This window comes from Halomonas sp. HG01 (assembly GCF_000968715.2).
GTDB classification, from domain to species: Bacteria; Pseudomonadota; Gammaproteobacteria; order Pseudomonadales; family Halomonadaceae; genus Halomonas; species Halomonas halophila.
Genome location: NZ_CP022134.1, coordinates 2639289 through 2659234, shown reverse-complemented (window position 1 = coordinate 2659234; position 19946 = coordinate 2639289). Strand labels below are relative to the sequence as shown.

The 19946-nt window shown below is 63.4% G+C and carries 17 protein-coding genes; 5 read left to right on the top strand and 12 right to left on the bottom strand.

Annotated features, from left to right (window positions below):
• Positions 1 to 7: 7 nt before the first annotated feature.
• Positions 8 to 1363, top strand: a complete 1356-nt coding sequence (locus UN84_RS12665; protein WP_046079058.1) for a GntP family permease — start codon at positions 8 to 10, stop codon at positions 1361 to 1363.
• 113 nt (positions 1364 to 1476) lie between these two features.
• On the opposite strand, the gene UN84_RS12660 is transcribed toward UN84_RS12665, so the two are convergent.
• From UN84_RS12660 to UN84_RS12635, 6 genes are all read right to left on the bottom strand, one after another.
• A complete protein-coding gene (locus tag UN84_RS12660) occupies positions 1477 to 2319 on the bottom strand; it encodes a sugar phosphate isomerase/epimerase family protein (RefSeq protein WP_046079057.1) in 843 nt (280 codons plus the stop codon).
• 178 nt (positions 2320 to 2497) lie between these two features.
• Complete coding sequence (locus UN84_RS12655) at positions 2498 to 3499, bottom strand: TRAP transporter substrate-binding protein (protein WP_046079056.1); 1002 nt, start codon at positions 3497 to 3499, stop codon at positions 2498 to 2500.
• Between the two features lie 62 nt (positions 3500 to 3561).
• Positions 3562 to 4701, bottom strand: coding sequence for a beta-galactosidase BglB (gene bglB, locus UN84_RS12650; protein WP_046079055.1), 1140 nt, complete (start codon positions 4699 to 4701; stop codon positions 3562 to 3564).
• 35 nt (positions 4702 to 4736) lie between these two features.
• On the bottom strand, positions 4737 to 6035 hold the full coding sequence (locus tag UN84_RS12645; RefSeq protein WP_146908341.1) for a TRAP transporter large permease: 1299 nt from the start codon (positions 6033 to 6035) through the stop codon (positions 4737 to 4739).
• Positions 6036 to 6037: 2 nt separating this feature from the next.
• Positions 6038 to 6523 carry a TRAP transporter small permease gene (locus UN84_RS12640; protein ID WP_046079053.1) on the bottom strand — a complete coding sequence of 162 codons (486 nt, stop codon included), beginning with the start codon at positions 6521 to 6523 and terminating at the stop codon, positions 6038 to 6040.
• Positions 6524 to 6643: 120 nt separating this feature from the next.
• Positions 6644 to 7453 carry an oligogalacturonate-specific porin KdgM family protein gene (locus tag UN84_RS12635; protein ID WP_161796808.1) on the bottom strand — a complete coding sequence of 270 codons (810 nt, stop codon included), beginning with the start codon at positions 7451 to 7453 and terminating at the stop codon, positions 6644 to 6646.
• A gap of 195 nt (positions 7454 to 7648) precedes the next feature.
• On the opposite strand from UN84_RS12635, the gene kdgR reads away from it, so the two are divergent.
• Complete coding sequence (gene kdgR, locus UN84_RS12630) at positions 7649 to 8458, top strand: DNA-binding transcriptional regulator KdgR (protein WP_046079051.1); 810 nt, start codon at positions 7649 to 7651, stop codon at positions 8456 to 8458.
• Positions 8459 to 8529: 71 nt separating this feature from the next.
• Here kdgR and kduD read toward each other — a convergent pair whose 3' ends face one another.
• The 5 genes from kduD to UN84_RS12605 form a co-directional block, all read right to left on the bottom strand.
• Positions 8530 to 9291, bottom strand: a complete 762-nt coding sequence (kduD, locus tag UN84_RS12625) for a 2-dehydro-3-deoxy-D-gluconate 5-dehydrogenase KduD (RefSeq protein ID WP_046079050.1) — start codon at positions 9289 to 9291, stop codon at positions 8530 to 8532.
• Positions 9292 to 9307: 16 nt separating this feature from the next.
• Positions 9308 to 10144, bottom strand: coding sequence for a 5-dehydro-4-deoxy-D-glucuronate isomerase (gene kduI / locus UN84_RS12620; RefSeq protein ID WP_046079049.1), 837 nt, complete (start codon positions 10142 to 10144; stop codon positions 9308 to 9310).
• A gap of 222 nt (positions 10145 to 10366) precedes the next feature.
• Entirely contained in the window at positions 10367 to 12166 is a 1800-nt protein-coding gene (locus UN84_RS12615; protein ID WP_046080359.1) for an ABC transporter ATP-binding protein, read from the bottom strand.
• Between the two features lie 178 nt (positions 12167 to 12344).
• Complete coding sequence (locus UN84_RS12610; RefSeq protein ID WP_237022317.1) at positions 12345 to 14021, bottom strand: peptidoglycan DD-metalloendopeptidase family protein; 1677 nt, start codon at positions 14019 to 14021, stop codon at positions 12345 to 12347.
• 202 nt (positions 14022 to 14223) lie between these two features.
• Positions 14224 to 15069: a pirin family protein gene (locus UN84_RS12605; RefSeq protein WP_046079048.1), complete on the bottom strand. Its 846-nt coding sequence runs from the start codon at positions 15067 to 15069 to the stop codon at positions 14224 to 14226.
• A 100-nt stretch (positions 15070 to 15169) separates the two neighbouring features.
• Here UN84_RS12605 and UN84_RS12600 point away from each other — a divergent pair, with 100 nt between their 5' ends.
• Both UN84_RS12600 and UN84_RS12595 read left to right on the top strand, forming a co-directional pair.
• The gene (locus UN84_RS12600) at positions 15170 to 16069 is read left to right on the top strand and encodes a LysR family transcriptional regulator (protein WP_046079047.1); all 900 of its coding nucleotides are present in this window, start codon (positions 15170 to 15172) and stop codon (positions 16067 to 16069) included.
• 127 nt (positions 16070 to 16196) lie between these two features.
• Positions 16197 to 17210, top strand: a complete 1014-nt coding sequence (locus UN84_RS12595; RefSeq protein ID WP_046079046.1) for a glutathione S-transferase family protein — start codon at positions 16197 to 16199, stop codon at positions 17208 to 17210.
• Between the two features lie 56 nt (positions 17211 to 17266).
• On the opposite strand, the gene UN84_RS12590 is transcribed toward UN84_RS12595, so the two are convergent.
• Complete coding sequence (locus UN84_RS12590; RefSeq protein WP_035592929.1) at positions 17267 to 17716, bottom strand: YaiI/YqxD family protein; 450 nt, start codon at positions 17714 to 17716, stop codon at positions 17267 to 17269.
• Between the two features lie 398 nt (positions 17717 to 18114).
• Here UN84_RS12590 and UN84_RS12585 point away from each other — a divergent pair, with 398 nt between their 5' ends.
• Complete coding sequence (locus UN84_RS12585) at positions 18115 to 19824, top strand: DEAD/DEAH box helicase (RefSeq protein ID WP_035592930.1); 1710 nt, start codon at positions 18115 to 18117, stop codon at positions 19822 to 19824.
• Positions 19825 to 19946: the final 122 nt, after the last annotated feature.

Genomic DNA, 19946 nt, shown 5'->3' with positions numbered 1-19946 from the left:
CACGGATATGGAAATATTGCATTTGGCGATCGCCATCGCCCTGATCCTGCTACTGATCCTTTACCTCAGGCTGAATGCCGCCATCAGCCTGATCATCGGCAGCCTTTATCTGGGGCTCGCCATGCAGCTGGGCATGACCGGCACGGTCGATGCCATCAGCAGTGGTTTCGGCGGCATCATGGCCGGAATCGGGCTACCGATCGGCTTCGGCGTGATCATCGGCCAGCTGATGAGCGACTCGGGCTCGGCCCACAAGATCGCCCACACTCTGGTGGCGAGTGCGCCGCGCAGTGCGGGGCTCTATGTGCTGGGGCTGACGGGCTTCCTGCTGTCGATCCCGGTATTCTTCGACGTCACCTTCGTGATCCTGGTACCGCTCGGGGTGGCATTGGCCCGAACGCTGGGCAAGCCGCTGCCTTATGCCATCGGTGCCCTGGTCATCGGGGCCGCGACGTCGCATACCATCGTGCCGCCCACGCCCAACCCTCTTGCCGCCGCCACGATCCTGGACTTCGATATCGGGGTCATGACCTTCGCCGGCCTGGGCGTTGGACTCATCACCTCGTTGATCGTGATGAAACTCTATTTCCTGCTGCTGGACTGCGGGATCTGGAATCAGCGCAAGGATGAGATGGGCGTGGCCCAGCAGGCGCCGGAAGACGACAGCCGTCGGGAGATCCCCGATATCCCGCTGTGGATGGCCCTCACGCCGGTGGCCCTGCCCATCCTGTTGATCCTCAGTGGCACCGTCTACGACTACTGTCAGCAACTGGGCCTGGTGGCGGGCGACGAACTGCCCGCGTTCATCGCCTTTCTGAGTGACCGTATCGTCGCCCTGATGGCCGGCGCCCTGGCGGCCTATGCGGTTGCGGCGCGAGACATGGGACGTCAGGCCCGGGACGATTCGGCCTCGCGCGGTCTGCAGACCGCCGGCGTCGTGTTGCTGGTCACCGGCGCGGGCGGCTCTCTGGGCAAGGTGATCGAGACCACCCAGATCGGCCAGATGCTGGTCGACAGCCTCTTCCAGGAGACCCAGTCGGCGCTCGGGATGGTCCTGCTGACCTACGCCCTTGCCGCCATTTTCCGCATCGCCCAGGGATCGGGGACCGTCGCCGGCATCACCGCCATGACCATCATGGCTGGCGCGGCATCGACGGGCGTCGTTGACCCGTTGTGGATCGCGCTGGCTGCCTTGTCCGGTGGCATCAGCATCGGCCACGTCAACGACAGTGGCTTCTGGATCACCACCCAGCTTGCCGGTTTCAGCGTCCGCGGTGGCTTCAAGACCTACACCCTGGGCGAGGCGCTGGTCTCGCTGATGATCCTGGCGTTGACGCTGGTCGGCGCCACGCTCTGGTCTTGAGCCTGCCCGACCGTCGTCGAGCCCAGACTGGGGCGCAGAAGTGCTCCAGTCTGGGGCTCCCTTGGCGTCGCGTCAGGGGGCAATGACAAGACAGTGGCCGCCTCCACCTTCGATTACAGTCGGGCGAAGTCGGGTTGGAAGCGATTCAGGAAAGCCATGACGTCCTCGAGATCGACAAGCTCGACCTCATCCAGGATGACGTTGAGATTCGGCTTGCGAGGGGCCAGCCACTCGAACAGGAAGGCATAATCGAGCAAGCCCTGGCCGACGGCAGCGGGTCGTAGAGCGCCATCCGATATGCGAACGTCCTTGGCATGCATCACGGCAATTCTATCCCCCCATGAGTCGAGCGCCTCGCGGAAGATATCCCGCTGCCGTGCGTAGTTATCGATGGTGAGGAAGTTGACCGGATCGAAGATGATCTGCAGGTTGGGAGAATCCACGCTGTCCAGCAGTCGCGTCACGGTCTCGGGAGAGTAGACGGGGTGGTTGACCCCAGGCTCGATGCCGACGATCACGCCGAAGCGTTCCGCCTCCTCGACCAGCTCCCTGACACTCTCGATGACCGCTTGCAAGGGAGCCTCGCGAAAATTGTCCTCGGTATAGACGATATCGGCATTGACGTTGCCGGTCTCCGTGCCCACTATGCCGCAGCCGAAGTCACGGGCGTGGCGCAGGTGTTCCTTGAAGCGAGTCAAGGCGCTGCGTCTCTCATCCGGGTCGGGATGAATGATATTGACATAACATCCCAGCACGGCGATCTGCACATCTTGGCGACGAAAAGCACTGGCGATACGATGAGCCAGGCCGGGGGTGAGGCTGCCGGGTGGGGTGGGAATGTCGAATGACTTGCTCGGCGCCAACTGGACCGAACCGAGCCCGCGTCGCGCGATGTCCGCGACCAGATCGTCAAGGGGCTGTGTCTCCAGATCGTGTGCCCTAATGCCAATGTTCACGTTTTCCTCCTGTTGGCTTGTGACTAGGTGGCTAGCGATGCCTGCGGTCGAAGTGAGCCCATACGTTGTCGCATCGACTGACGGCATTCTCGACAGCTATGCATGACTCAAAGTGAGCCCATGCCATGGAAAGTGACCGAGGGCTGCCGAATGGAACGGGCCGCCCTCGGTCGTGGGGTTACTTGTCGCTCAACTCTTTGATCTGTTGATAGAGCGCATATTTCTCTGGCTCATCCTGAAGACGGTCGTACATCGGTTGAACGGCCTCCTGGAAGGGTGCAATATCGACGTCATTGATTTCGACGCCGAAGTCGTTGCGGATCCGATCACGCGCCGCCGCGACGGCCTCCGACCAGCGCTCGGTCTGGAACTCGGTCGATGCCTCGATAGCCTCCATGACGGCGGCACGCTGGGTATCCGACAGCCTGGAGAGAGTGTTGCTGTTGAACAGGATGATATCGGGAATACGGGTGTGACCATCCAGGGAGTAATGACCGACTACCTCGCCATGACGCGCCGTGGTAAGAGCGAATTCGTTGTTTTCGGCACCATCCAGAATGCCCTGCTGGAGGGCCGTATAAACTTCTTCCTGAGCCATCACGACAGGTGAGGCTCCCAGCAGCTCCATGGTGTCGACCGCGGTCTGGCTCTGCATCACCCGTATCTTCTTGCCCGCTAGATCCGAAACTTCATCGACCGGGGTCTCCGCGGTGTAGAAGTTGCGCTGGCCAGAGTCGTACCAGCCCACACCGACGAAGCCTTGGTCCTGGGTGGACTGATAGACGTCACCCATGATGGCCTCTCTCTTCATGACTCTGTAGAAGTGATCCTGGTCATCGAACAAGTAAGGCATGGAGAAGACCTCATAGAGAGGAGAGAAACTTCCCATCAGGCCCCCAGATACCTTGGTCATATCGATGGCGCCCGTCTGTAACATCTCGACCAGTTCGCTCTCTCCCCCAAGCTGGCTGTCCGGGAAATAAGTGACCGTGATAGAGCCATCCGATTTCTCCTCCACGAGTTCGCCGAACCTGGCCAAGGCATCCTTGACAGGTTGAGAGTTCTGAGAATAGGCCAGCTTGAGATTGACGTTGTCATCGGCCTGTGACGAGACGGACACCAGCGACAGGGTAGCGATGGCTGCAGCCAGGATGGTCTTGGCGTGATGTGGCGTGTTCATGGTCGACTCCTTGGTTTTGTCTTGTTGGTTCGAGCATCATTTCTCTCCAATCGAAGAGAAAATCAGAGATACGTTCTCATGTATTCGGAAAGGCATAGGATGGCCATGGCCTGTCCGTAGGGCATGGATGTCAGTGGGATATCCCGGTAGTAGTCAAGGTCGTCGCCCATGGCAGTGCCGAACGAGACCTGCGCTATCTCCCCGTCCTCATTGACGTTGTCGATTACCCCTTGAACGGCCTTTTCCGCCATTTCGTAGTAGGTGGCATCGAGGTATCTTATCCGAATACCCTTGAGGATGCCGTAGGCGAAACCGGCCGTGGCCGACGCCTCCTGATAAGAGGAGGGGTCATCGAGCAGTGTGTGCCAGAGACCAGAATCTGCTTGCCATGTGGCGAGCGATTCGACCTGTGATTCCAGGACCTGAATCAGGTAGCGACGAAAGGGATCTCGGGCCGGTAGATCGAGGAGCTCAAGGAACTCGGGGATGACGATGGTCAGCCAGCTATTGCCACGCGCCCAACGGGCTTTGGCGAAATTATGGTGACCGTCGAATGTCCAGCCATGGAACCAGGCTCCTGTCTCGCGATCCATCAGATACTGCACATGGATCAGGAACTGGTACTTTGCCTCCTCGACGTAGTCTTCACGGCCGAGCAGTCGTCCAATCTTGGCCAGGGGAAGCACGCTCATCATCAGGGTGTCATCCCACAGCTGCTGGTGGTTTTCGCTGTTGTAGACGACGTGTTGAAGGCCACCCTTGTCGGTGCGAGGCATATCATGCATGACCCAGTCGGCCCAGGCTTGCAGGTACGGCAACCACTCCTTGCGACCCGTTTCCTCGTATCGGTAGGCGAGGGTCAGAAATGGGCACACAGTATTGACGTTTTTGGTAGCCAAGCGCTCCTGGAACCGGTCATGGAACCAGTCGTCGATGATGGATAATGCCTCGGTGTCGCCGGTCTGCTCATAGTATCTGTAGATGCCATACAGGCCGATGCCATGAGTCCACTCCCAGCCGGCCCACCCCTTGGTATCGATCGTACGCCCATCGTCAAGGTGGAGCAGGAATTCTCCTGTGTCATCTTGGATGTTGACCAAGTTGTCGATGGTCCGCTTGATCAGTCTTTTTACGTCACCTTGACTGATGAAGCGTTCTTCCTGCCTGAGCAGTGGGCTATGGCTAACGCTGAATGTTTTCATGTCTTTCTCACGTATGGGTGTGGATTTGATGTGTTTCAAAGCCCCATGGCGCGGGGAAGGAACATCGTGATCGATGGGATGTAGGTGATCAGTAGCAGCGTCACCAGGATCACCAAATAGAATGGAAGAAGTGGGAGTAATAAATTTTCGACTTTTTCTTTGGCGATTCCGGCGCCGATGAAGAGTCCCGTTCCCACGGGTGGGGTGATGGTGCCGATGCAGAGGTTGAATACCATGATGATGCCGAAGTGTATCGGGTCGATGCCGATTGCCGAGGTGATCGGCAGCAGGATTGGCGTGAAGATCAATATCGCCGGCCCGATGTCCATGAAGCAGCCGATGATCAGCAACATGGCCGTGATGATTAGCAGGACGATGACCGGGTTGTCGGAGAGTCCAAGGATCGCGTCGCTCAGGGCGGCGGGTAGGCCGGTGATGGACATGGCGAACGACATCGCGGAGGACGCGGCGAGAAGAAACATGATGACGCCGGTAGTCTCGGTTGCCTTGATCAACGAGACCAGGAGGCCTCTGAGGTCGATGGTCCGATAGACGACCATCGTCAGAAACATGGTGTAGATGACCGAGATGGCCGATGCCTCGACCGCGGTGAAGATGCCGAAGACGATGCCGCCGATGATGATTGCGATCAGCATCAGACTGGGCATGGCCTGAGCGATAACCGCCTGCACCGAGCTATCCCGCAGGTTCAGCTTCGTCGTATAATTCCGGGACTTGGCGATCAGGTAGGCCACCAGGATACAACCACCACCCCATAGACAACCCGCGACGAGTCCCCCGGCAAAAAGGGCGGATATAGAGGTGCCACCGCTGGCCAGGGCGTAAAGAATGAAGGCGGTCGTCGGGGGAATTAACATGCCTGTCGGTGCCGAGGCGATATTGGCAGATGCCGAGAAGGGCCGGCTATAGCCTTCTTTCTCCCCCATGGGAACCATGACGCCACCGATGGATGTCGAGGCGGCGATTGCCGAGCCAGAGATGGCCCCGAACATCATGTTGCCCACGATATTGGTATGGGCCAGTGAGCCAGGAATTCTTCCACTAAACAACTTGGCGAAATTGACCAGTCTTAGGGCTATGCCACCATTATTCATCAGCACACCCGAGAGTATGAAGAAGGGCACCGCCAGCAAGGTGAAGCTGTCGAGGCTGGAGACCATCTTCTGTGCCGTGGTGAAGATGGCGACATCGACAGGAAGTGCCAGGAGAACCGTTACCGCTGATGAGGCAGCGATGCAGATTCCGATGGGAACTCCGGCGATCAGGAGTCCGAGAAACGATAAGATCAATACTAAACCGGCATCCAAGATCATGATTATTGACTCCTGGATAGGTGGCAGGCGTGAAAAAGATCAAGGCAGTTCATCAGGCAGTAAGTCACGATAATGGAGCCAGAAGCTGGTAGCGATAGATAGAGGAAACCTTTGGGTATTTCCAGCATGGGATAGATTTGGCTCATGGTGTTGGAGGCCGCCTGTGCACCGCCATATATCATCACCAAACCGGCGAACGCGATGAACAGGATCTCGATGGACATATCCAGAGTGGCTTTCCAGATTCCACTTAGCCTATCCGTCAGCAAGGTCAGGCTCACATGCTCACGTCGCCCCGCTACATACGCGATGGCGATCATTGATAGCCATACCAGCGAGAAGCGAAGGAAGGCTTCCGATATCGTGCTGGGACTGTTGAGGGCATAACGGCTGATGACTTGCCAGCTTGCCGCTACCACCATGACGATAAAAAGTCCACAGCAAACGGCCTGAATGAACCTGTCAAGAAGGCTGCGCATGTGTACCATTCTGACTTCCTCATTGAGCGGAGGATTTAAAGTGATTCATGTCTCGTATCATGTCACCTTCCTCTCGTCCATCTCATGAATTTCAGGGAAGGGGATACCCCTTCCCTGGCTCGATTGAGATCAGAACTTGTATTGGTAGCCGATTAGCCATGAGTTGACTCGCTGGTTAGGGTCGGTGGCGGACTGGCTGCTGTTCCGGGCGCGACGAATATAGCCACCGAAGACGGTGTTGTGGTCATTCAGCTTATGAAAGGCCAGGAACTCGTGTTCCATATAATCGCGGTCACCGCTGCCGAAATCGGGAGAGTCGCTTTCCTGCTTGAAGTGGTAGTGGGGGTTATAGAGCAGCGTCCAGTCGTCAGCGATAGCATAACTGGCGTAGAGGTCGATACGCCCAGCGCGTCCTTCGACGGCTGTTTCGTGAGTCGTCTCGTGCTCGTAACGGTATCGGCCCGACAGGCTCCAGCCCTCTCCCCGATAGCCGAGCTTGAGAGCGGCCAGGGCGCGTGTCACGTTGGAGCGAAACTTGGCGCCAATCTGTGGCGTCAGCGACCATTGCTCCTGGCTGCCAAATGTCCATCGGGGCAGGGAATAGTTGACGAAACCTTCATCATGCTTAGGCCAGCCGCTCTCGTGAACGTCTTCCTGCCAGAACCAGGATTTTTCCAGGGTAAGCGACGAAGTGTCGTCGAACACGCGAGTTATGGCGATCTTGGGCAAGGTCAGCGCATGGTCATTGGTCGTGTGCTCGAGTTTCATCGTCAGGATGTTCTCGGCGGCTACGGCAGGCCCCGTCATGGTTAGTGCCAAACAGGTCGCGGCGGCACCGGTGACGCGTTTCGACGTGTGGGTGGCTCGCATGTCGTCTCCATTGTTGTTTCTTGTGGGTTGTCCGAGCAGGCGCTCCTGGCGTACCAGCGTGGGCGCCATCTTCTTTTCGGCATGTTGCTCCAAATAAAATGTATCGAAGTGCCAATAAAATTGAAACGCCGTTCCTAATAGACTTTGGTCGATAGTCGTTTGGTGTCTTGGGGGCCGAAGCATGGGAGGGAGTAGCGAGGGAAGACGTTTTGCGTTAAATTTAGACCGATATTCCGATTTTTATGAAACGAGGTGCTGAGGGTTATGGCTACATCGCAAAAACCCGACAATGTGGCGGCCGTCATGAAGGTGTTCTCGATCCTCGAGGGGCTGGCCGAGCAGCGAGATATCGGTCTTTCGGAGCTTTCCCAGCGCACCTTCATGTCGAAGAGCACCGCCTATCGCTTTCTGCAGACCATGAAGGAGTTGGGCTATGTGACCCAGGAGGAGGAGTCCGAGAAGTATGCGCTGACTCTCAAGCTCTTCGAGTTGGGAGCCACTGCGCTGCAGAATGTGGACCTGACCCGTTTGGCCGATGCTGAGATGCGCAATCTCTCCGAAGCGACCCACGAGGCTATCCACCTGGGGGTTCTTGATGACGATCCCCGGCAGATCATGTACATCCATAAGTACAATTCTCAGTACAACCTGTGCATGCAGTCGCGCATCGGTCGTCGTAACCCTGTCTACTCCACCGCCATGGGCAAGACCCTGTTGGCCTGGATGGAGCCGGAGCGCGCGAGAGGGGTGTTGGAGACGATCGACTTCGTGCCGCATACCCAGCACACTCTGGCCAGCGTCGAGGCCGTCATGGACGAGCTGCCGTCGATTCGTGAGGAAGGGGTTGCCGAGGACCGTGAGGAGGCCGAGCTCGGCGTACGCTGCCTGTCGGTACCGGTGTTCGACCGTTTCGGCCATGCGGTGGCGGCGCTCAGCCTGTCGTTCCCGGTGGTGCGCTATGACGAGCAGAAACGGGCGGAATACGTGCGCCTGTTGCACCGGGCTGGCATGCGTATCTCCGATGGTCTGGGATTCCACGATTATGCCTTTGCCGGTGTCGCCGAGACGGCCTGAGTCGTCTTCCTCCGTGCAACGCATGACGCGGCCTTCGGGCCGCGTCATGCGTTGGTGACGGGGCATGGCGTTTACCGTGCCAGCCAGCCGCCGTCCACGGCGAGGGTATGGCCATGGACGTAATCCGCGGCGGAGGAGGCCAGGAAGACCGCGGCGCCGGCCAGGTCCTCGGGATCTCCCCAGCGCCCGGCCGGGATGCGACCCAGGATCTCGCGGCTGCGCTCGGGGTCGTGGCGCAGGGCCTCGGTATTGTTGGTGGCCATGTAGCCGGGGGCGATGGCATTGACGTTGATGCCGCGGGCCGCCCACTCGTTGGCCATCAGACGGGTCAGCCCCAGTACGCCGCTCTTGGAGGCGGTGTAGGAGGGCACCCGGATGCCACCCTGGAATGACAGCATGGAGGCGATATTGATGACCTTGCCCCGACGCCGGCCGTCGATGCAGCGGCGGGCGAAGGCCTGGGAGAGGAAGAACAGGCTCTTGAGGTTGACGTCGAGGACCTCGTCCCAGTCCTGCTCGGTGAACTCCAGGCTGTCGGCGCGGCGGATGATGCCGGCGTTGTTGACCAGGATGTCGGCGCCGCCGAAGCGCGCCTCGGTCTGGGCGAGGATGTCGTCGATCGGTGCCGTGCTGGCCAGGTCGGCGTCCACGGCCAGGAAGCCCACGCCCAGTGCCTCGACGCGGCGCTGGGTCTCCTCGGGGGCGCGGCGGTTGACCGCGACGATGTTGCAGCCGGCAGCGGCCAGTCCCAGCGCCATGCCCTGGCCGAGGCCGGTGTTGCAGCCGGTGATGATGGCGGTCTTGCCGCTCAGGTCGAAAAGCGATGCACTCATGGGTCCTCCTCGCGGTTCAGCGCAGGTCCGCCATGGCGACATGGTCCATGTCGGGGAAGGTCTGGTTCTCGCCGACCATGGCCCAGATGAAGGTGTAGCTGCCGGTGCCGACGCCGGAGTGCAGCGACCAGCTCGGCGACAGCACGGCCTGGCGGTTGCGCACCACCAGGTGCCGGGTCTCCTGGGGCTCGCCCATCATGTGGAAGACCAGGTTGTCGTCGGCCATGTCGAAGTAGAAGTAGGCCTCCATGCGCCGCTCATGGGTATGGCAAGGCATGGTGTTCCACAGGCTGCCTTCCTCGAGCCGAGTCATGCCCATCAGCAGCTGGCAGGTGGGCAGCACGTCCGGCACCAGGAACTTGTAGATGGTGCGCCTGTTGCTGTTGGCGGTGTCGCCGAGGGTCTGGGGCGAGGCATCCTCCAGGGTCACCTTGCGTGTCGGGTGAGCCTGGTGAGCCGGGGCGCAGGCCATGTAGAAGGCCGCCGGGGTGGCTGGGTCCGTGCTCTCGAACTGGACATCCCGGCTTTCCTTGCCGATGTAGAGTCCTTCGTGGGTGCCGATCTCGTGGCGGGTGCCGTCGACGACGACCGCCCCGGGGCCGCCGATGTTGATGGTGCCGAGCTCGCGGCGCTCGAGGAAGTAGTCGGTGCCGGTCTGCTTGCCCAGCGAAGCGGGCACTACCACCGGCTCCTCGACGGGCTGTGCGCCGCCGACAATGATGCGGTCGATATGGCTGTACACCAGCTTGAGCTGGTTGTTGACGAACAACTCCTCGATCAGGAATTGGTCGCGCAGGCCCTGGGTATCCAGGGTCTTGGCATGTTCGCTGTGAATCGCCTGACGAATCTCCATGCGTCCTCCAGAACCGTTGGTTTTATAAAATCAAAACGAAGGTTCAAAATATCACCTGCACGTGTCTGCTTCAAGCGCGCTGCTGACGCGTCAAGGTTCTTCTTGCGGAAACGGCTAGGCGGCGTAGCAGGTCGCAGAATGGGCCTGACATGACGCGTGGAGGGGGAGGCGGGGGCGACACAGGTGCCATGAAAGCCTGGGCTGATACCCCGAGAAGGCCGCTCAGCGATACCCCTGAGCCTGCAGCCGGAACAGCCCGGCATAGCGGCCGTCGAGTTCCATCAGGCTCGCGTGGTCGCCGCGCTCGAGGATGCGTCCTCCGTCGATGACCAGTATCTGGTCGGCGGCGCGCACGGTGGAGAAACGGTGCGAGATCAGTACCGTCATCTTGTCCCGGGCATGGTCGCGGAAGTCGGCGTAAACCGCGGCTTCGGCGGCGGCGTCCATGGCCGCGGTGGGCTCGTCGAGCACCAGGATGTCGGCCTCCTCGCGCATGTAGGCGCGGGCCAGGGCGATCTTCTGCCACTGACCGCCGGAGAGCTCCTGCCCGCCCTTGAACCAGCGCCCCAGCTGGGTGTGGTAGCCGCCCGGCATGTCGGCGATGAAGTCCTCGGCGAGCCCGCGGTGGGCGGCCTCCTGCCAGCGGGTCTCGTCCTCGAAGGCGGCCACGTCGCCGGCGCCGAGGTTCTCGCCGACCTTGAGCTGGTAGCGCACGAAGTCCTGGAAGATCACCCCGATGCGCCGGCGCAGGGTCGCCCGGTCCCAGTCGCGCAGGTCGCTGCCGTCGAGCAGGATGCGCCCCTCGGTGGGATCGTAGAGGCGGGTCAGTAGCTTGATCAGGGTCGTCTTGCCCGAACCGTTGACGCCGACCAGCGCCAGACTGCCCCCGGGGACCAAGTGAAGGTCGATGCCTGAGAGCGCCGCCGTCTCGGCCCCGGGATAGGTGAAGCCCACGCCCTCGAAGCGGATGCCGTCGCCGGGTCGGACGCCCTTGGTGAGATGCCCGGTCTCTTCGGGCACCGGCTGCTCCAGGTACTCGTAGAGGTTGGAGAGGTAGAGGTTGTCCTCGTACATGCCGCCGATGGCGGTCAGGCTTGCCGATAGCGCCGCCTGGCCCTGCTTGAAGACCATCAGATACATGGTCATCTCGCCCAGCGTCAGCCGGCCGGCCACGGTGTCCGCCACCACCCAGGCGTAGGCGGCGTAGAAGGCCAGGGTGCCCAGCAGGCCGAGCAGGAAGCCCCAGGTCTCGCGGCGGATCGTCAGCCGCCGGTCCTCGGCATAGAGCGTCTCGAAGATGCGCCGGTAGCGGTCGAGCAGCAGCGGCTCGAGGCCGAACAGCTTGACCTCCTTGATGCTGTCCTCCCGAGCCAGCACGGTTTCCAGGTACATCTGCATGCGGGTCTGCGGCGAACGCCAGCGGAACAGTCGGAAGGCGTCGCCGGAGAAGCGTGCCTCGGAGAGAAACACCGGCAGGGCGCCGATCACCAGCACCAGCAGCGCCCAGGGCGAGAAGCCGACCAGCAGCACGCCGAAGCTGGCCAGCGAGATGGCGTTCTGAAGCAGCGAGAAGGTCTTGTTGACCAGCCCGAGGGGGCGGGTCGAGGCTTCGCGCCGGGCCCGGGTCAGCTTGTCGTAGAACTCGGAGTCCTCGAACTGGGCAAGCGACAGGCGACCGGCCTTCTCCAGGATCATGACGTTGACCTTCTGGCCGAGCAGGGCGCGCAGCAGCGACTGCTGGGCGGCCAGGCCGCGCTGGGCCAGGGCGATCAGCGCCACCACGCCGGCTTCCAGCAGCACGAAGCGCAGCACCGGCCACAGCTCTGGCAGGAGCGGCGTGCCGGCCTGGTGGCGTTCCATGCCGGCGACCACGCCGTCGACGATCAGCTGGCCGACCCAAGCGGCCACGGCGGGCATCACGCCGGCGACCAGGGTGCACAGGGCCAGCCCCAGCGTCAGGCGGCGCGAGGTCTGCCACACCAGGCCCAGCGCCCGGTGGCTGTAGCGGAACACTCCGAGCATGGCCAGGGGGGAAGAGACGGAGGAGGGCGGTGCGGCGCGCGAGGACAAGGGTGGGCTCCGTTGTCGGCAGGAAAGCCCCAGTCTAGCGGAGGCCGCGGCCGACGATAGAGAGGGACGATACGACGACGCCCCGCACGGGGCGGGGCGTCGTCATGGGGCCGGCGGCAAGGCCTGGCGGTCAGCTGCCATCGTCGGAGGCGTCGCTCGGCTCGGTGCCGGTACTGGCCACCGTGGTACCGGTCTCGCCGCTCTCCAGGGCCGCCAGCATGGGCTCGGCCTCGCGCTGGAAGGCGACCAGGGCATCGCCACTCAGGCCCTGATGCTCCGGCAGTTCCACTTTCATGGCGTCCACCTGGGTGTTGTTGACCATCACCTCGTAATGCAGGTGGGCACCGGTGCTGCGTCCGGTGTTGCCGGAGAGCGCGATGCGTTCGCCGCGTGTCACCCGCTCGCCGCGGCTGACCAGCGGCTTGGAGAGGTGCAGGTAGCGGGTCTTGTAGCCGTTGTCGTGGCGGATCACGATGTAGCGGCCGGCCAGGGGATGGTTGCCCACCAGCTCGACGCGACCGTCGGCCGGCGCGTCCACCGGCGTGCCGCTCGGCATGGCGAAGTCGGTGCCTTTGTGCGGGCTGATGCGCCCGGTCACCGGATGATGGCGACGCAGGTTGAAGTTGGAGCTGATGCGATAGTGGCCGCTGAACGGGTAGCGGTCGAAGGCCGGGTCCAGGCTCTCGCCATCCGGCGTGTAGAAGCGATTGTCCTCGGCGTTGCGCACCAGGGTCAGGTCCATGCGCGAGCCTTCGTAGCTGACCGCCAGCACGCGCGGATCGAGGTCCTCGCCGTCGATCAGGTCGGATTCCACCAGCACGCTGAAACGATCACCGCGACGGGTGTCGCGGCGGAAATCGAGTTTCTTCTCTAGCACGTGGGAGAGCTCGGCCACCTCGGCACTGTTCAGGCCGGTGGCCTGGGCCGAGCGCGCGAAGCTGCCGCTGACGGTGCCGGCATAGAGCCGCTGGGTGGCCTCGCCGGTGCGTTCGATGGTGGCCACGTCCAGCGCGCCCTCGTCGTCACGCTTGACCAGATAGCCGTCGCGGGCGTTCTTCATCATGCGCATCGACAGCAGCTTGCCCTGCTCGTCGAGCTGGTACTCGAAGCGGTCGCCGGCGCGCCAGTGGGTGAGCATCCGCGGCTCCGGGAGCGTCTCGAGCAGGGCGGTGACCTCGCTGTAGCCCAGCCCAAGGTTTTCCTGCGCCATGATCGCGAAGGTATCGCCGGGCTCGACCGTATAGGCCAGCCACTCGGGCACATAGGGCTCGTCGGCGTCGATCTCGTCCTCGAGCACGATGGGGCCATCGTCGAACAGTTCGAGTTCGTCCGAGGAGACGTCCTCGTAGGAAGTGGCGTCGGCGACCACCTGTTCGTCATCGGTCAGCATGCCGTTGCCGATCGTGCCGATCACGATGGCCAGGTGGCGCGCGGTGTCGTCGATCTGCGGGGCGGTGACCTCGGCGTCGTCGACCTCGCCGCTGGCCTGCGCGGCGCGGGCGAAGTCCACGTCGACGATCTCGGAGGCGGTCAGTTCGGAGAGGGGAATGGCTTCCCGGGTGGCATCCCGGGCGCGCGAGGCGAGTTCGATGGCCTCGGCGACCGGGGCGCGATCCAGGGCGATGGAGGGAACGCCGGGGCTGGCGTCTTCGCCGAGGGGAACCAGAACGGTGTCCTGATTCTGATGGCCCTGGCGGGCATCCTCGACGGAAGTCAGAATCTTGTGGGCGCCCAGCACGGTGACCATGGTGGCAACGGGCAACAGCAGCAACTTGTGCGTGCGGGGCAGCGAACGAAGGATTCGCATGATGGTTTTAGCCGTGTGAAATAGGTGTAAACGCATAAAAAGGCACTAGAACCTTAACCCATGACGATTAGGGTGCCTAGGCTGTACACCTATACAGCAGAGCGCGGACCCGGCCCGAGAGCGGGCGAGCCGAGTCCGTGAACAGTGTTTATTAATTCGACCTTGCCATGCTTCACCCGCCTTCGGCAACCCTGCTTCCGGCTTAGTCGGTGAGACTGCCATCCCGATAGTCGCGCAGTGCCTGGTCGAGCTCGTGGCGGTGATTCATCACGAAGGGGCCGTAATGGGCGATCGGCTCGCCGTGGGGTTCGCCCGCCAGCAGCAGGGCCTGGGCACCGGCGTCGCTTGCCAGGGACAGTCGTCCGCCATCACCGAGGCGCACGAGTTCGCCCCGGGTGACGCCATCGCCCGCTATCTCGAGTTGGCCGGCGAAGACGAACACCAGCAGGGTGCTGGCGTCGGCCTCGAGAGCGATGTCACCGCCGGCCTCTAGGGTGACGTGGGCCACGCCGGCCCGGCCGGCCAGGGCATCGAGAGGGCCGCTGACGCGCTCGCCGTCGGCCGCTACCCAGTCCCCGCCGAGGGCCGTTAGCCGGGCGCCCGGCCGGGCCAGGTGCGGCATCTCGTCGCCGGGCACGTCGCGATAGGTCGGTTCGCTCATCTTGTTGCTGGCGGCCAGGTTGAGCCACAGCTGGAAGGCATGCAGGCCATGCGCGTCGGCGAAGGGCGTCTCGCCGTGGATGATGCCGCGGCCGGTATGCATCCACTGGGCGCCGCCGGCGCCGATGCTCGAGTGATGGCCGAGGTGATCCTCATGGCGCAGGCCGCCGTGGAGGACGTAGGTCAGGGTCTGGATACCGCGGTGGGGATGCGGCGGAAAGCCACCGATGGCGTTGTCGTGGGGCGCCGCCTCGAGCTCGTCGAGCATCAGGAACGGATCCAGGCCGCCGCCGAAGTCGTGCAGGCGGTGGATGGCGACGCCGTCGCCGTCCTGGCTGGGATGGCTCTTCAGGCGACGCTGGGGGCGGCGGTCGATGGGCTGGGTCATCGTCTCGATCTCCCTGGGGAATGGAATGACTGGCATTCTAGGCCGATTTTTTCGAAGATTAAGCGCAACGTTTCGCGCATTACATTCGAGGAAATCGAACATGTCCCGTGTCACCCTCGCTCAGTGGCAGATGCTGGCCGCGGTGGTCGATCATGGCGGCTTCTCGCGGGCCGCCGAAGCCATCCACAAGAGCCCCTCGACGCTCAATCATGCGGTCCACAAGCTGGAAGAGCAGCTCGGGGTGGCGGTACTGGAGCCGATAGGGCGCCAGGTGCGGTTGACCGAGGCCGGCGAGATGCTGCTGAGACGCGCTCGTCAGTTGCTCGACAACGCCGCGTCGCTGGAGGACGTGGCCTCTCGCCTGGCCGAAGGCCTGGAGGCCGAGATCGTGCTGGCCATCGACCAGATCTTCCCGCCGGATGCCCTGGCGCGGGCGCTGGATGCCTTCTCCGCGGCCTTTCCCTATGTGCGCGTGCAGCTCCACGAGACGGTGCTCAACGGCGGCGTCGAGATGCTCCAGGACGGCGAGGCCGATCTGCTGATCTCGGGGCTCGGCGCCCAGGGGTTCCTGGGCGAGCCGCTGGTGACGGTGCGGTTCATCGCCGTGGCCCACCCCGACCACGAGCTGCATCGGCTGGGGCGCGAGCTCGATCTGCGCGACCTCGAGCAATACCGTCAGCTGGTGGTGCGCGACTCCGCCCAGGGCCGCTCCCAGGATTCCGGCTGGCTCAAGGCCGAGCAGCGCTGGACGGTCAGCCACCTCGACACCTCCATCGGCATGCTGGAGCGTAACCTCGGCTTCGCCTGGGTGCCCGAGACGCGGCTCGGCGACAGCCTGGAGGCCGGGCGGCTCAAGCCGCTGCCGCTGACGGCCGGCGGGGTGCGCGAGATTCCCATCCAGCTCATCCATCGCGACCAGGACCGCGCCGGGCCGGCCACTCGGGCCATGGCCCAGCAGCTGCGTGACAGCGTGCGCGAGGTCGGCGGCGGTGAGGAATGATGCGGCGTAGCGTCGCCGTGCCGCCTGATCTTTCGAAGAAAACGAACAATGACGGCCAAAAACTGCGCTTGAGCTTCGATTTACTCGGTTTAGGCTAGGTGCAAAAGTTCTGAAAGAGGAAATCGAGATGGGCTTGCTGATCGACGGCCAGTGGCACGACCAGTGGTATGACACCAAGGCGCACGGCGGCGAGTTCGTGCGCGAATCCGCCAAGCTGCGCGACTGGATCACGCCCGATGGTAGCCCCGGCCCCGACGGGCGCCCGGCGTGCGCCGCCCAGGCCGACCGCTACCATCTCTATGTGTCGCTGGCCTGTCCCTGGGCGCATCGCGTGCTGATCATGCGTCGCCTCAAGGGGCTCGAGCCGCTGGTCGGTGTCTCGCACACCAGCCCGCTGATGCTCGACCAGGGCTGGACCTATCATCGTGACGAAGGCTCGAGCGGCGATCCGCTCAACGGCGTCGACTTCCACCATCAGCTCTATACCCTGACCGACCCGCACTATACCGGTCGGGTCACGGTGCCCGCGCTGTGGGACCGGCAGGAGGAGCGCATCGTCAGCAACGAGTCGGCGGACCTGGTACGCATCTTCAATGACGCCTTCGACGGGCTGACCGGCAATCGACTGGACCTCTATCCGACGGATCTGCGCGAGACCATCGATGCCGTCAACGCCGACGTCTACGACCACGTCAACAACGGCGTCTACAAGGCCGGCTTCGCCACCGAGCAGGACGTGTACGAGCGCCACGTCGAGGCGCTGTTCGCCGCGCTCGACCGCTTGGAAACGCGGCTGTCCGAGTGGCGCTACCTGGCGGGAGAGTGGCTTACCGAGGCCGACATTCGCCTGTTCACCACCCTGGTGCGCTTCGACGCCGTCTATTACGGTCACTTCAAGTGCAACCTGCGCCGGATCGAGGACTACCCGAACCTCTCGAACTACGTGCGCGAGCTCTACCAATGGCCGGGGGTGGCCGAGACGGTGAACATGGATCATATCCAGCGCCACTATTACATGAGCCACAAGACCATCAACCCCAACGGCATCGTGCCGGCCGGACCGCTGCTCGGCCTCGAGCGTCCCCACGACCGTGAGCGTCTGCCGGGGCGCGGGATTCGCGATAAGGTCGGTAAGGCGTGAGGAGAAGAGGAGTGAGGGGGGAGTGCCTCACTCCTTCCTCCTCACACCTCACTTCATTACTGCTGTTTCGCCAACCATCTGTCCAGCGCGTTGGCGAATTCCCGGCGGTCGACGTCCGAGTAGCCCTTGGGTCCGCCGGTGTGCTCGCCGCTGGCACGTAACGTCTCCATGAAGTCCCTCATCTGAACCCGGGCGCGGATGTTGCTCTCGTTCAGCGCCTCGCCGCGGCTGGTCATCACGCTGGCGCCGCGCTCGATGGCGGCCAGGGCCAGCGGCAGGTCGGAGGTGATCACCAGGTCACCCCTGGCCAGGCGGTCGACGATCTCGTCGTCGGCGGCGTCGAAGCCGTGGCTGACCGCCATGCCCTTGACCCACTTCGAGGGCGGCAGCGGCACCTGGTGGTTGGCGACGAAGGTGGTCGGGGTGGCGGTGCGTTCGGCGGCGCGCACGATGATCTCGCGGGCGATCCGCGGGCAGGCATCGGCGTCGACCCAAAGGTTCGGCATGGGGGCTCCTGGAGGTAAGGCGGAAAAGGCTGGCCAGCCTGGGGCCGCGATGGTAGCATGCGCGCTTCCTCGCATGTGCTGACCCCACCATCATACTCAGCGCCGCTTCACGAATCGTGACTGCGACGCTCGCGAAGACGCCGGGCCAACCGCCCAACGCGTTCGGACTGTGAAGATGGAGCGCCGCCGAGAGTTCGCCACCCGGGCGAATTCGGCGCAGACGGTCGCCACGACGGTTCGCCTGCCATGGCGGGCTCGAACCGATGCCAGGTGCGACCGGCGTCCCCGACTCCGATGTTGACGACGACCTGCCTCGTGCAGGATCCCCGAGCGTATTACCGCGTCGGGGGCGCCACGATGTTTCTTGCCGGCGATGCCGGCCTACCAAGGTGTGATTCATGACCTCGACTTCCGTCGCCTCGCCGAGTTTCGGCGATCTGGCCCTGCTGCCTGCCGTTCTCTCCGCCATCGAGACCCTCGGCTATCAGACCCCGTCTCCGATTCAGGCACAGACCATTCCGGCCCTGCTGGAAGGCCGCGACATGCTGGGCCAGGCCCAGACCGGTACCGGCAAGACCGCGGCCTTCGCCCTGCCGCTGCTCTCGCGCCTCGATCTCGACAAGCGCGCGCCCCAGGTGCTGGTGATGGCGCCGACCCGTGAGCTGGCCCAGCAGGTGGCCGTCTCCTTCACCAAGTATGGCCAGAACCTCAAGGGCCTGGAAGTCGCCACCCTGTGCGGCGGCATGGAATATCGCGACCAGATGCAGGCCCTGCGTCGTGGCGCTCAGGTCGTGGTCGGCACCCCCGGCCGCATCATCGATCACCTGGACCGCGGCAGCCTGAAGCTCGACGGCCTCTCCGCCTTGGTGCTGGACGAAGCCGACGAGATGCTGCGCATGGGCTTCATCGACGACGTCAAGCGCGTGGTCGCCGACACCCCGCAGGACGCCCAGCGCGTGTTCTTCTCCGCGACCCTGCCGACCGAGATCGAGCGCATCGTCAACCGCTACCTGGTCGAGCCGGTCAAGGTTGCCATCGAGTCCCGCACCACCACCGGCGAGAACATCGAGCAGCGTCGCGTGCGCATCGATGGCGGTGCCAAGCAGGAAGCGCTGGCGCGCATCCTCGAGGTCGAGCCGGTCGATGCCGCCATCGTCTTCGTGCGTACCCGGGCCGCCTGCACCACCCTGATGGAGCAGCTCTCCGCCCGTGGCGTCAACGTGGCCAGCCTGTCCGGTGACCTGGACCAGAGCCTGCGCGAGCGCACCATCACCCGCCTCAAGCGCGGCAAGGTCGACGTGCTGATCGCCACCGACGTGGCCGCCCGCGGTCTCGACGTGCCGCGCATCACCCATGTCATCAACTATGACCTGCCCCAGGATGCCGAGGCCTACACCCACCGCATCGGCCGTACCGGCCGTGCCGGCCGCAACGGCGTGGCGATCACCTTCGCCGGCAACCGCGAAGGCCGCAAGGTCGGCTGGCTGGAGCAGGCCACCGGCCAGAAGATGAGCGAGATGGACCTGCCCGACGAGGCCGCCATTCGCGCCCATCGTGATCAGGTCTTCCACCAGCGCGCCGTCGCCGCCGTCACCAAGGGCGCCGAGGAGCAGCGTGCGCTGATCGAGCAGCTGATCGGTGAAGGCTACGATCCGGTCGACCTGGCCTGCGCCTTCTCCGCCCTGGCGCGCGCCGACGAGGCGCCGATCGGCCGCCTCCAGGCGCCGCGCAAGGAGCGCAACGAGCGCCGCGACGGCAAGCCGGCCCGCCGCGAGAGCGGTCCCCGTGATCGTGCGCCGCGCGAAGGCATGACCCGCTACCGCGTGTCCGTGGGTCACAAGGACGGCGTCAAGCCCGGCCAGCTGGTCGGCGCCCTGGCCAACGAAGGCGGCATCGAGGGTAACCGCATTGGCCGGATCGACATCCGCAATGCATTTTCCGTCGTCGAGTTGCCGAACAACCTGCCGTCGAGCATCCTCGACAAGATGGGGCGCGCCCGGGTCGCGGGTCGTCCGCTGGAAATCAGCGAAGACCGCGCGCCTGCCGAGCGTGCGCCGCGCCGCCGCCGCGACGATGACGGTCCGGTGCCGCGTCGCGAACGCGCTTGAGGCGATCTCGCTAGCGTGAGGCCTCGCTCCTGACGCAGGAGCGAGCGCCGCACGCACCGTCAAGCCGAGCAGGCCGGGGGAAACCCCGGCCTGCTCGTCGTTTGTCACCACCGATTCATCAC